This is a genomic window from Amycolatopsis eburnea, from assembly GCF_003937945.1.
GTDB lineage: Bacteria > Actinomycetota > Actinomycetes > Mycobacteriales > Pseudonocardiaceae > Amycolatopsis > Amycolatopsis eburnea.
This window is the reverse complement of the sequence record NZ_RSEC01000059.1, coordinates 579,193-591,606: the sequence shown is the minus strand read 5'-3', so window position 1 is coordinate 591,606 and position 12,414 is coordinate 579,193. Positions and strand designations below refer to the sequence as shown.

The 12,414-nt window shown below is 72.5% G+C and carries 9 protein-coding genes; 6 read left to right on the top strand and 3 right to left on the bottom strand.

Translation table 11 applies throughout. From position 1 onward, the window contains the following. Positions 1 to 5: 5 nt before the first annotated feature. From EIY87_RS34840 to EIY87_RS34830, 3 genes are all read right to left on the bottom strand, one after another. Positions 6 to 488, bottom strand: a complete 483-nt coding sequence (locus tag EIY87_RS34840) for a hypothetical protein (protein WP_125314145.1) — start codon at positions 486 to 488, stop codon at positions 6 to 8. Beyond that, positions 485 to 2,827 (bottom strand): molybdopterin oxidoreductase family protein, encoded by a 2,343-nt coding sequence (locus EIY87_RS34835; protein WP_125314144.1) that lies wholly within the window; start codon positions 2,825 to 2,827, stop codon positions 485 to 487. The genes EIY87_RS34840 and EIY87_RS34835 overlap by 4 nt, the downstream gene beginning before the upstream one ends. Before the next feature lie 187 nt (positions 2,828 to 3,014). After that, a complete protein-coding gene (locus tag EIY87_RS34830; protein WP_225440221.1) occupies positions 3,015 to 3,461 on the bottom strand; it encodes a MarR family winged helix-turn-helix transcriptional regulator in 447 nt (148 codons plus the stop codon). Positions 3,462 to 3,563: 102 nt separating this feature from the next. Between EIY87_RS34830 and EIY87_RS34825 the strand changes: the two genes are divergently transcribed. Genes EIY87_RS34825 through EIY87_RS34800 form a run of 6 tightly spaced genes read left to right on the top strand, consistent with a single transcriptional unit; the run spans position 3,564 to position 12,403 of the window. Then, positions 3,564 to 5,357, top strand: a complete 1,794-nt coding sequence (locus EIY87_RS34825) for a thiamine pyrophosphate-requiring protein (RefSeq protein WP_125314143.1) — start codon at positions 3,564 to 3,566, stop codon at positions 5,355 to 5,357. After that, entirely contained in the window at positions 5,357 to 6,445 is a 1,089-nt protein-coding gene (locus tag EIY87_RS34820; RefSeq protein WP_125314142.1) for an enolase C-terminal domain-like protein, read from the top strand. The genes EIY87_RS34825 and EIY87_RS34820 overlap by 1 nt, the downstream gene beginning before the upstream one ends. Before the next feature lie 13 nt (positions 6,446 to 6,458). Next, positions 6,459 to 9,392: an FAD-binding and (Fe-S)-binding domain-containing protein gene (locus tag EIY87_RS34815; RefSeq protein ID WP_125314141.1), complete on the top strand. Its 2,934-nt coding sequence runs from the start codon at positions 6,459 to 6,461 to the stop codon at positions 9,390 to 9,392. Then, positions 9,389 to 9,700: a hypothetical protein gene (locus EIY87_RS34810; protein ID WP_125314140.1), complete on the top strand. Its 312-nt coding sequence runs from the start codon at positions 9,389 to 9,391 to the stop codon at positions 9,698 to 9,700. Before EIY87_RS34815 ends, EIY87_RS34810 begins: the two co-directional genes overlap by 4 nt. Further along, positions 9,693 to 10,697, top strand: a complete 1,005-nt coding sequence (locus EIY87_RS34805) for an SDR family oxidoreductase (protein WP_125314139.1) — start codon at positions 9,693 to 9,695, stop codon at positions 10,695 to 10,697. The genes EIY87_RS34810 and EIY87_RS34805 overlap by 8 nt, the downstream gene beginning before the upstream one ends. Continuing rightward, positions 10,694 to 12,403, top strand: coding sequence for a glycoside hydrolase family 15 protein (locus tag EIY87_RS34800; protein WP_225440220.1), 1,710 nt, complete (start codon positions 10,694 to 10,696; stop codon positions 12,401 to 12,403). The genes EIY87_RS34805 and EIY87_RS34800 overlap by 4 nt, the downstream gene beginning before the upstream one ends. Positions 12,404 to 12,414: the final 11 nt, after the last annotated feature.

Sequence of the window (12,414 nt, the reverse complement as noted above, 5' to 3'; positions counted from 1 at the left end):
GCCGATCAGCTGGCCAGCACCTGCGGGGACAGGATCTTCAGCATCGCGTTCGTCCACTTCAGCTGCCGCAGCGTCCGCGGGTGGCAACGCCCGGCGAGCGCGAGCAGGTCCGGGTCCTTGACCGCCTGCGCCCCCTGGGCCAGCAGCTCCCAGTCCAGCGACACCCCGGCCGCCTTGCGGTGCAGCCGCCGCAGGTCCGCGAGCAGCACCAGACCCGGCTCGGGGCGGCGGCCGCTCAGCTCGGCCACCGTGGTGCGGATCGCTTCCAGCGGCCCGGACGGCGGGGAGACTTCCGAAGACAGCTTGACGTCGTAGCCGCGCGCCGCTTCGGCGAGGTCGCGGACGTGCTCCTGCGACCAGCGCGCCAGGTCGTGGGCGACGTGGTGGATCTCGTGCTCGACGGCGTGCCGGTCGGCGACCTTGACCAGGTCCTTCGCCAGCGCCGTCTCCGAGCGGTGCAGTTCGCGGATCGCCAGGCCGAGTTTCACCGCGCACCTCCGGAAGACGCGGGCCGGATGGCGGCCGCGGCGGTCTTGAACAGCGGCTGCTTGGACACCGGGTCCCAGTCGGTCATCGTCAGCTCGTTCGCGGCGCGGTCGGCCTGGGCACCGGCGGGGTCGCCGGTGTCGAAGTAGCCGTAGTGGAACGGGATGAACAGCACGCCTTCCCGGATGCCGCCGACGCGCACGCGGGCGAACACCCGGCCGCGCGGGGTGGTGATCTCCGCCCACCCGCCGTCGTGGAGGTCGAGCCGCTTCGCGTCCACATCGGACACTTCGACCCAGGACTCCGGGGCGGCGGCCTGCAGCTGCGGCGCGCGAGCCGTCTTGGTGCGGGTGTGGAAGTGGTGGATCGTCCGGCCGGTGATCAGCGCGAACGGGTGCTCCTCCCCCGGCTCTTCGTGCGGTGGCAGGTATTCGGCGGCCTTGAGCATCGCCTTGCCGTCCGGGTTCATCGCCCGGTACTCGTCCGGCTCCATCGGCGCACCGGTGATCAGGTCGCGGCCGTAGCTTTCGCAGTAGTCGGGCTGGGCGAAGAACTTCCCGTCGGCGTAGAGCCGCTCGGCGCCGTCGGGGTTCTCCTCGTTGCACGGCCATTGGACGCCGCTGGTCTCGCGGAGCTTCGCGTAGCTCAGGCCGGTGTAGTCGCACGGCCGGCCCGCCGTCGCGCGCTTCCACGCTTCGAACGCCGACTCGGCGTCGTGCCAGGACGGCAGCGGGGCGCCGTCCTTGTCCCGGAAGTCCATGCGGCGCGCGTAGTCGAGCAGGATGTCCAGGTCCGGCCGCGCCTGCCCGGGTGGCTCGACGGCCTTCTCCGACAGGTGGACGGTCCGGTCGGCGTTGGTGAACGTGCCGGTCTTCTCGCCCCAGATCGCGGCAGGCAGCACGACGTCGGCGAGTTCGGCGGTCTCCGTGCGGAAGGCGTCCTGCACGACCAGGAAAAGCCGGTCCTGGCTCAGGATCGACCGGATCCGCCGCAGCTCCGGCAGCGAAACCGCCGGGTTGGTCGCCGAGACCCACAGGAACCGCAGCGTGCCGTTTTCGGCGTAGCGCAGCAGCTGCATCAGGTGCGTCGGCGGCCCGTAGTGCGGGATGGTCGTCGGCTCGACGTTCCACAGCTCGGCCAGCTCGGCGACGTGCGCGTCGTTGGCCCAGTTGCGGAACCCGGTCAGGTCGCCGTCGGCACCGCACTCGCGGGTGTTCTCGGCGGTCGGCTGGCCGTTCATCTGCAGGACGCCCGCGCCGGGCTTGCCCAGCATCCCCCGCAGCAGCACGAGGTTGTTGACCTGCACGGACGCCGCACTCGCCTGGTGCGACTGGTAGAAACCCTGCAGGACGGTGCACAGCAGCCGCTCGGCCGAGCCCAGCAGTTCGGCGGCGGCGGTGATCTCGCCGGCGTCGAGCCCGCAGATCCCCGCGACCCGGTCCGGCGGGTAGTCCGCGACCATCTTCTTCAAGTCGTCGTAGCCGACGGTGCACCGGCGGACGTACTCGTGGTCGACCCGGTTGTGGGCGATGATCTCGTGCAGGACGCCGTTCATCAGCGCCAGGTTGGTACCGGGCAGCGGCGCGAGGTGCAGCGTCGCCTCGCGGGCGACCGGGGTGTCGCGGGGGTCGACGCACAGGATGGCGGGCGGGTTCGGCCCGGCGAGCCGGTCGAGCACGCGGGACCACAGCACCGACTGCGTTTCCGCGACGTTGTGCCCGAACAGCGCGATGACGTCGGCGTGGTCGACGTCGGTGTACGACGCGGGCTGGCCGTCGCAGCCGAAGGACTCCTTGAGCGCGGCCGCCGCGGTGGCCGTGCAGAGCCTGGTGTTGCCGTCGAGGTGGTTCGTGCCGAGGCCGGCGCGGGCGATCGCGGCGAGGGTGTAGTACTCCTCGGCGAACAGCTGGCCGCTGGTGTAGAAGCCGATCGCGCTCGGTCCCTGCTCGTCGAGCAATTCCTTGCTGCGGCCGGCGACCAGTGCCATCGCCTCGTCCCAGCTCGCCTCGACCAGCTCGCCGCCGCGGCGGACCAGCGGGGTCGTCAGCCGGTCGAGCGAAGCGTTGGCCTGCCAGCCGAAGAGATCCTTGGGGTCCACCCGGCCGCGGTTGACGCGGTCGTCCGCACGGCCCCGCACGCCGACGATCGCGCCGTCCTTGACCGCGAGGTCGAGACCGTCGCCGTTGGAGTGCAGCACGGCGGCGGTGCGGACCCAGCGGTCGACGTCCGCCGGCGCCAGCCCGTCGGCGAGGTGGCTGTCCACCCGCACCGGCCACGATTCCCCGGGGCCGTAGGGCGTCCGGGCACCCCACGGCTGGTCGACGCCGTTCCGCTCGGCCACGATCGCTCCTCCCGTCCACCTTCGGCTGACGCGCGGATACCCGTGCGGTCGAGCGGCAAACGCGACGTTTGCCTGACGCAAGTGTCAGAGGCGGCTCGCAATGACCGACTGCCGTTAAGGCCACCTTACGGGCGTCTGACGCCCGTAAGGTGGCCTTAACGGCGCGCGGCAGCGTGCCCGGCGCAAGTCAGAGGGCGTCCGGGGTGGCGACGCGGGCGAAGTCCGCGAACGCGGTGAGCACCGCCGCCCGGACGTCGTCGTCGAGCCGGTCGAGCACCCCGGCCAGCACGCGCCGCCGGTCCTCGTCGACCTGCCCGACCAGCTGCCGCCCCTTCGCCGTCGGCGCCAGCAGCGTCTCGCGCCGGTTGAGCGGGTTCGGGGCCTTCTGGAGCAGATCCAGGCTGGTCAAGCGTTCACACGCCCGGGTGACGGTCGAGGGGTTCATCGCCAGTTCCCCGGCGACGCGGCTCATCGTCACCGGGGTCCGCTCGCTGACCACCCGCAAGGCGTGGAACTGCGTCAACGTCAGCTGCCCGGTGGCGTGCTCGAGGGTCGAATCCGCGATCGCCACCATCGCCCGCAGGACCGCCAGCGCGGCGGGCACGCCGTGATCCGCGGAACTGTTTTGCGTCACGCAAGCATGCTAGGTGCCGGGAGCGGGTACAGCGAGTTCGGAGTACCGCTTGCGCGGACGGGGTATCCGCCAAGGCACTCGACCCACGGCTAAGGAGTTCCCATGGCCCAGACAGTCGGCGACCACCTGCTCCAGCGCTTGCGCGAATGGGGTGTGGAGCAGGTGTTCGCCTATCCCGGCGACGGGATCAACGGCCTCGTCGCCTCCTTCGGCAAAGCGGACAACCAGCCTCGTTTCGTCCAAGCCCGGCACGAGGAGATGGCCGCCTTCGCCGCGGTCGGCTACGCGAAGTTCAGCGGGAACGTCGGCGTCTGCATGGCCACGTCCGGCCCCGGCGCCATCCACCTGCTCAACGGGCTCTACGACGCCAAGCTCGACCACGTCCCGGTCGTCGCGATCGTCGGGCAGACCGCCCGCAGCGCGATGGGCGGCAGCTACCAGCAGGAGGTCGACCTGCAGGCGCTCTACAAGGACGTGGCGAGCGAATACCTCGTCGAGGTGAACGTCGCCGAGCAGCTGCCCAACGCCCTCGACCGGGCGATCCGCACGGCGCAGTCCTCCCGCTGCCCCACCGCGCTGATCATCCCCGCCGACCTGCAGGAAGAGCCCTACGAAGCGCCGAAGCACGCCTTCAAGCAGGTGCCGTCCAGCCCGCCGAGCACGTCCTGGCCGGCGCCGGTGCCCGCCGAGCGCGACCTCGAGGCGGCCGCCGAAGTCCTCAACGCCGGCGAGAAGGTCGCCATCCTCGTCGGGCAGGGCGCCCGCGGCGCGGCCGAAGAGGTCCGCCAGGTCGCCGAGGTCACCGGGGCGGGCGTGGCGAAAGCCCTGCTGGGCAAGGACGTCCTGTCCGACGAGCTGCCGTACGTGACCGGCTCGATCGGGCTCCTCGGCACCCGGCCGAGCTACGAGCTGATGCGCGACTGCGACACGCTGCTGATCGTCGGCTCGAACTTCCCCTACAGCCAGTTCCTCCCGGACTTCGGCCAGGCCCGCGCGGTGCAGATCGACCTGGACGGCCGGTTCATCGGGATGCGCTACCCGACCGAGGTCAACCTCGTCGGCGACAGCGCGGCCACCCTGCGGGCGCTGCTGCCCAGGCTGACGAGCAAGCCGGACCGGTCCTGGCGCGAGACGGTCGAGAAGAACGTCGCATCCTGGTGGGACACCGTCGACAAGGAAGCCGACGTCGACGCCCAGCCGGTGAACCCGATGGCCGTCGTTTCGGAGCTGTCCAAGCGGATCCCGGAGAACGCGATCGTCACCGCGGACTCCGGCTCCTCCACCAACTGGTACGCCCGCAACCTGCGCATCCGCGGTGAGATCCGCGGCTCGCTGTCGGGCACGCTCGCCACCATGGGCCCGGGCGTGCCGTACGCCATCGGCGCGAAGTTCGCCCACCCGGACCGGCCGGTGATCGCCCTCGTCGGCGACGGCGCCATGCAGATGAACGGCCTCGCCGAGCTGATCACCATCGCCCGCTACCAGAGCCTGTGGACCGACCCGACGTGCGTGATCTGCGTCTTCCACAACAACGACCTCAACCAGGTCACCTGGGAGCTGCGCGCGATGGGCGGCGCGCCGAAGTTCGAGGAGTCCCAGAGCCTGCCGGACGTCGACTACGCCGGGTTCGCGCTCTCCCTCGGGCTGACGGCCGTCACCGTGGACAAGCCGGACCAGCTCGCCACGGCGTGGGACACCGCGCTGTCCGCGGGCAAGCCGGCCGTGCTGGACGTCCGGTGCGACCCGGAGGTGCCGCCGATCCCGCCGCACGCCACCTTCGAGCAGGTCAAGTCCGCCGCGCAGGCGGTGCTCAAGGGCGACCCCGACGCGTTCCACCTCGTCGCGCAGGGGGTCAAGACGAAGCTGCAGGAGTTCCTGCCGGGCAAGAAGAACTGATGCCCGCCGTCGACCGGGTCGGCGCCCGCGCGTACCGGGTGCCGACCCCGGGTCCCGAGGGCGACGGGACCCTGGCGTGGGACTCGACCACGATCGTCGTGGTGCACGTCGACGCGGGCGGTGTCACCGGGCTCGGCTGGACCTACGCCGACGCCGCCTGCGTGCCGCTGATCGAGAACACGCTCGGCCCGGTCGTGCGCGGCCGCCCGGTGCTCGACGTCCCCGCGTGCTGGACGGCGATGCAGCGCGCCATCCGCAACCTCGGCCGCGCCGGGCTGGTCTCCTGCGCGATGTCCGCCGTCGACATCGCGTTGTGGGACGCGGCCGCGCGCTCGCTCGGGCTGCCGGTCAGCAGGCTGCTCGGCCGGGTCCACGACGAGGTCGCCGTGTACGGCAGCGGCGGCTTCACCACCCTCAACGACGGCGAACTGGTCGCGCAGCTGGACCACTGGGTGCGCCGGCAGCGCCTCCCCCGCGTGAAGATCAAGATCGGCGAGTCCTGGGGCACGCGCGTGTCCCGTGACCTGGACCGGATCACGATCACCCGGGACAAAGTCGGCGACGACGTCGAGATCTTCGTGGACGCCAACGGCGCCTACTCGCCGGGCCAGGCCCGCCGGGTCGCCGAACGGCTGCTGGAGTGGGGTGTCACCTGGTTCGAGGAGCCGGTTTCGAGCGACGACCTCCCCGGGCTCGCGGCCGTCCGCTTCCCCGGCGGCCCGGACGTCGCGGCCGGCGAATACGGCTACGACCTGCCCTACTTCGCGCGCATGGTGCCGGTCGTGGACTGCCTGCAGGTCGACGTCACCCGCTGCGGCGGCTACACCGACTGGGCCCGGGCGGCCGCCGTCGCCGCCGCGGCCAACCGCGAAGTCTCCGCGCACTGCGCGCCGAACCTGTCCGCGCACGCCGCCGTGGCGACGCCGAACTTCCGGCACATCGAATGGTTCGCCGACCACGACCGGATCGAACGAGCCCTCTTCGACGGCTGCCTCGACCCGGCGGGCGGCACCGTCACGCCGTCGATGTCCGTCCCCGGCCACGGCTTGACCTTCCGGTCCGAGGCCGCCGCCGAACACGCACTCTGAAGGAGGATCAGCGATGGCAGACCTCGACGTCGGCGCGCTCGCCGGGGCGCTCGAGGAAGCGGTGGCCGGCGAAGTCCGCTTCGACCGCGGCACCCGGGCCGCGTACTCGACCGACGCCTCGAACTTCCGCCAGGTCCCGATCGGCGTCGTGCTCCCCCGCACCCCGGACGACGCCGTCGCCGCGATCGCCGTCGCGCGGGAGTTCGGCGCCCCGGTCCTGTCCCGCGGCGGCGGCACCAGCCTCGCCGGCCAGTGCACCAACACCGCCGTGGTGCTCGACTTCTCCAAGTACTGCACCGAACTCGAGTCCGTCGACGCCGGCGCCCGCACCTGCGTGGTCCAGCCCGGGATCGTCCTCGACGTGCTGAACCGGCGGCTGGCCGGCACGAAACTGCGGTTCGGGCCGGAACCGGCCACGCACATGAACTGCACGCTCGGCGGCATGATCGGCAACAACTCCTGCGGCGCCACCGCCCAGCGGACCGGCAAGGTCGTCGACAACGTCAAGCGGCTGGAAGTCCTCACCTACGACGGCACCCGCTTCTGGTGCGGTGAAACCAGCGACGAGGAGTACGCCGAGGTCGAACGGCACGGCGACAAGCGGGCGGCGATCTACCGGCAGCTGCGCCGGCTGCGCGACGAGTACGCCGGCGAGATCCGCCGCCGGTTCCCGGACATCCCCCGCCGCGTGTCGGGCTACAACCTCGATTCCCTGCTGCCCGAACACGGCTTCGACGTCGCCGGCCTGCTGGTCGGGTCGGAGTCCACTTTGGTCACCGTGCTGCGGGCCGAGCTGGAACTGGTGCCCGTGCTGCCCGAGCGGACGCTCGTCGTGCTCGGCTACCCCGACATCGCCACGGCCGCCGGGGCCGTGCCGTCGATCCTGCCGCACGAGCCGGTCGCACTGGAAGGCGTCGACCACAAGCTGATCCGCGACCAGCAGATCAAGGACATGAACCCGCGAGCCCTGGAAGAACTCCCCGAGGGCCGCGCGTTCCTGATGGTGCAGTTCGCCGGGCAGAGCACCGAAGAGGTCGACGACCGGGCCCACCGGATGCTCGCGGCCCTGCACGACACGGAGCACGAAGCCGACGTCGAGTTCCTGGACGACCCCGAGCGCGAGAACGAGCTGTGGCAGGTCCGCGAAGCCGGGCTCGGCGCGACCGCGCACATCCCGGGCAAGGCCGACACCTTCGAAGGCTGGGAAGACTCCGCCGTCGCACCCGACCGGCTCGGCGAGTACCTGCGGAAGCTGACGGCGCTGTACCAGGAGTTCGGCTACGCGAGCGAGACCGGGCCGAGCCTGTACGGGCACTTCGGCCAGGGCTGCGTGCACACCCGGATCCCGTTCGACCTCTACACCGCCGACGGCGTCGCCACCTACCGCCGGTTCATGGAACGCGCCGCCGACCTCGTCGCGTCATTCGGCGGTTCCTTCTCGGGCGAGCACGGCGACGGCCAGTCGCGGGGCGAGCTGCTGCCGAAGATGTTCGGCGAGGACCTCGTCACCGCGTTCGGCAGGCTCAAGGCCGTCTTCGACCCGGGCAACCGGATGAACCCCGGCAAGGTCGTCGCCCCGGCCCGGCTCGACGAGCACCTGCGCCTCGGCGGCGGCTGGGCCCCCGCGGACCCGCAGGACCTGCGCTTCCGGTTCCCCGACGACGGCGGTTCGTTCGCCCAGGCCGCCAACCGCTGCGTCGGCGTCGGCCGCTGCCGGCAGCACACCACGAACGGCGGCGAAGTGATGTGCCCGTCGTACCAGGTGACCGGCGAAGAGGAACACTCCACCCGGGGGCGGGCGCGGCTGCTGTTCGAGATGCTCGACGGGCACGGCGACAGCCCGGTCGGTGACGGCTGGCGCTCCACCGAGGTCCGCGACGCGCTCGACCTCTGCCTGTCCTGCAAGGGGTGCAAGACCGACTGCCCGGCCAATGTGGACATGGCCACGTACAAGGCGGAGTTCCTGTCCCACCACTACGAAGGCCGCCCGTGGCGGCGGCCGCGTTCCGACTTCACGATGGGCTGGCTGCCCGCCTTCGCCCAGCTCGTCGGCAAGCTCCGCGCCGGGAAGCTGGTCAACGCCCTCACGCACACCCCGGGCCTGGCCCGGCTGGCCACGCTGGCCGCGGGCGTCGAGAACCGCGAAATCCCGCGGTTCGCCGGGGAAACCCTGCAGCAGTGGTTCGCCCGCCGCCCGCCCCGCGGTAACGGCGCCCGCGGCACGGTGCTGCTGTGGCCGGACACGTTCACCGGCTCCTTCCACCCCCACATCGGGCAGGCCGCGGTCCGGGTGCTGGAGGACGCCGGCTGGCGGGTCACGATGCCGTCCGCGTCCGTCTGCTGTGGACTCACATGGATCTCCACCGGACAGCTCGGTGCCGCCAAGCGGATCCTCACCCGCACCGTCCGGCAGCTGGCCCCGCACCTGCGTGACGGCGGCCTCGTGGTGGGTCTGGAACCGAGCTGCACGGCGGTGTTCCGCTCGGACGCGTTCGAGCTGTTCCCCGGCGACCACGACGTCCGCCGCCTGCGCGCGCAGACGGTCACCCTCGCCGAGCTGCTCACCGAGCACTCCCCCGGCTACCGCCCGCCGCGGCTGGACGTCAACGCGATCGCCCAGGTGCACTGCCACCAGCACGCGGTACTCGGCTGGGACGCGGACGAGCAGCTGCTGAAGGCGGCCGGCGTCGACGCCGAGCACCTCGATTCCGGCTGTTGCGGCCTGGCCGGGAACTTCGGGTTCGAGAAGGGGCACCTCGGCGTTTCCGAGGCGTGCGCCGAGCGGGTCCTGCTCCCCCGCGTCCGCGAGGCCGAGCCGGGCACGGCGGTGCTCGCCGACGGGTTCAGCTGCCGCACCCAGCTGCACCAGCTGGACAGCGGCGGCCGCGAAGGCGTGCACCTGGCCGAGCTCCTCGACTTCGCGCTCAGTAAAGGAGGCCCGCGATGACGAGCACCGTTGCCAAGGCTCGGCTCGCGTGGGGCCTCGGCATCCTGGCCGCCTCACCCCGCCTGCCGATACCCCGGACTGTGGCCGTGGTGCTCGCCGCACGCCACCTCCTCCAGGCGGCAGCCACGCTCCGCCGCCCCGACGGGGTCGTCGCCCGCTGGGGCTGGACCGCCGATGTCGCGCACAGCGTGAGCATGCTCGGACTCGCCGCCGCCTCGCCCCGGTGGCGGGCGGCGGCCACGGCGAACGCGGTCGTCGCGGCCGGTTGGGCCCGCGCGGCCAGGATGAACGGAGGCAACCATGTCTGACACCCAGGTCGTCGTCGTGACCGGAGCCAGCGGCGGCGTCGGCCGCGCGGTCGCCCGTGCCTTCGGTGCCCGGCGAGCGCGGGTCGCGCTGCTGGCCCGCGGGGAACGCGGACTGGAGTCGGCGGCCGCGGACGTCGAACGCGGTGGCGGGACCGCCTTGGCGATCCCCACCGACGTCGCCGACTTCGACCAGGTCGACACCGCCGCCGAGCGGGCCGAGAAGGAGCTGGGGCCGATCGACGTCTGGGTCAACGTCGCCTTCACCTCGGTCTTCGCCCCCTTCGGCGAGATCGGGGCGGACGAGTTCCGCCGCGTCACCGAGGTCAGCTACCTCGGCTACGTCCACGGCACGATGGCCGCCCTGAACCGCATGAAGCCGCGTGACCACGGCACGGTGGTCCAGGTCGGGTCCGCGCTGGCGTACCGCGGGATCCCGCTGCAGAGCGCGTACTGCGGCGCCAAGCACGCCATCCAGGGCTTCAACGAATCGCTGCGCTGCGAACTCCTCCACGAAGGCAGCCACGTCCGGACGACCATGGTGCAGCTGCCCGCCGTCAACACCCCGCAGTTCTCGTGGGTGCTTTCGCGGCTGCCGCACCACGCGCAGCCGGTGCCCCCGATCTACCAGCCCGAGGTCGCCGCCCGCGCCGTGCTGCACGCCGCCGATCACCCGCGCCGCCGCGAATACTGGGTCGGGGGCAGCACCGCCGGCACGCTCATCGCGAACGCCGTCGCCCCCGGCCTCCTCGACCGCTACCTCGCCAAGACGGGCTTCACATCGCAGCAGACCGGCGGACCCAAACCCGCCGACCAGCCCGAGAACCTGTGGGCACCGGCCGACCGCGAAACGGACTTCGGCGCCCACGGCGAGTTCGACGCGAAGGCCACCCCGCGCAGCTTCCAGCTGTGGGCAAGCCGGCACCACGGCTTCCTCGCGGCGGGCGGCGGCGCACTCGCCGCGACGGCGCTGGCCTGCTGGCGGCGGGCTCGCTCGTGACCGGCTTCGCCCCGCAGGTCCTGCGTGAATACGCCCTGCTGGCCGACGGCGAGCGCGGCGCGTTGTGCGGCCCGCGCGGCGACATCTGCTGGCTCTGCGCGCCCGGGTGGTCCGACAGCGCCGTGCTGTCCTCGCTCATCGGCGGCGCGGGCAGCTACACCGTCAGCCCGGTGGACACCTATGTCTGGGGCGGGTACTACGAACCCGGCAGCCTGATCTGGCGCAATCGCTGGGTGACGACGTCGACCACGGTGGAATGCCGCGAAGCCTTGGCCCGCCCCGCGGACCCGCACCGGCTCGTCCTGCTGCGCCGCGTCGAGGCCGTCGAGCGGGACGTCCGGGTCCGCGTCCGGCTCGACCTGGCCGGCGGCTTCGGCCGACGGTCGCTGCGGGAGCTGCGCCGCGCCGACGACGGGACCTGGACCGGCCGCACCGGCGACCTGCGGGTGCGGTGGACCGGCGCCGCCGGGGACGGGCTGGAGTTCGACCTGGCCGTGCCGGCCGGCGGCCACCACGACCTGGTCCTGGAGATCTCCTCGCGGCGGCTGCCGGACCCGGTCGACGCCGACCGGCTTTGGCAAGCCACCGAACACGCCTGGCACACCGACGTTCCCCGGTTCGAGAACAGCATCGCGCCCCGGGACACGCGGCACGCCTACGCCGTGTTGCGCGGGCTCACCACCGGCACCGGTGGCATGGTCGCGGCGGCCACGCTGGGCCTGCCGGAACGCGCCGAAGCCGGCCGCAACTACGACTACCGGTACGTCTGGCTGCGCGACCAGTGCTACGCCGGCCTCGCCGCGGCCGTCGGCGAACCCCATCCCCTGCTCGAGGACGCCCTGCGGTTCACCACCGCCCGCGTCCTCGACCACGGTGACCGGCTGCTGCCCGCCTACCGCCCCGACGGCACCCCGCCACCCGGCGAAACGCGGCTGAACCTGCCCGGCTACCCCGGCGGCGCGGACATCGTGGGCAACCACGTCAACGACCAGTTCCAGCTCGACGCCCTCGGCGAGCTGCTGCAGCTGCACGCGGCCGCGGCCCGCCACGGCCGCCTGGACGCCGACGACCGGCTCGCCACCGACGTCGTCATCGGGCTGATCACCGAGCACTGGGACGCGCCGGAAGCGGGGATCTGGGAGCTGCGGGACGAGTGGTGGACGCACTCGCGGCTCGCGTGCGTCGCGGGCCTGCGCGCGCTGGCCCGCGAGGTGCCCGCCCACCGCGGCGCCGAGCTGTCCGGGCTCGCCGACAAGCTGCTGTCGGAAACGACCGCGCGCTGCCTGGACCCGCGCGGCGCGTGGCGGCGCAGCCCGGCGCACCCCGGCACGGACGCGGCGTTGCTGCTCCCGCCGGTGCGCGGCGCCCTGCCACCCGACGACCCGCGCACCCGGGCCACGCTCGCCGCCGTCGAGGAAACGTTGACCGAGGACGGCTACGTCTACCGCTTCGCCCCGGACGACCGCGCCCCCGGCGAGGCCGAAGGCGCGTTCCTGCTGTGCGGCTTCACCATGGCGCTGGCGCACTGGCAGCAGGGCGACCGGGCCACGGCGTTGCGCTGGTTCGAGCGCAACCGCGCGGCGTGCGGCCCGCCGGGGCTGCTGGCCGAGGAATACGACGTCCGGCAACGCCAGCTGCGCGGGAACCTGCCCCAGGCGTTCGTACACGCTCTGCTGCTGGAGACTTCGCAGCGCTTCGCCGGCTGAGCGCGTTCAGC

Coding starts and splice junctions, on each gene's coding strand:
- EIY87_RS34825 (WP_125314143.1), top strand. CDS start 3,564: ATGGCCCAGACAGTCGGCGACCACCTGCTCCAGCGCTTGCGCGAATGG.
- EIY87_RS34805 (WP_125314139.1), top strand. CDS start 9,693: ATGTCTGACACCCAGGTCGTCGTCGTGACCGGAGCCAGCGGCGGCGTC.
- EIY87_RS34810 (WP_125314140.1), top strand. CDS start 9,389: ATGACGAGCACCGTTGCCAAGGCTCGGCTCGCGTGGGGCCTCGGCATC.
- EIY87_RS34820 (WP_125314142.1), top strand. CDS start 5,357: ATGCCCGCCGTCGACCGGGTCGGCGCCCGCGCGTACCGGGTGCCGACC.
- EIY87_RS34815 (WP_125314141.1), top strand. CDS start 6,459: ATGGCAGACCTCGACGTCGGCGCGCTCGCCGGGGCGCTCGAGGAAGCG.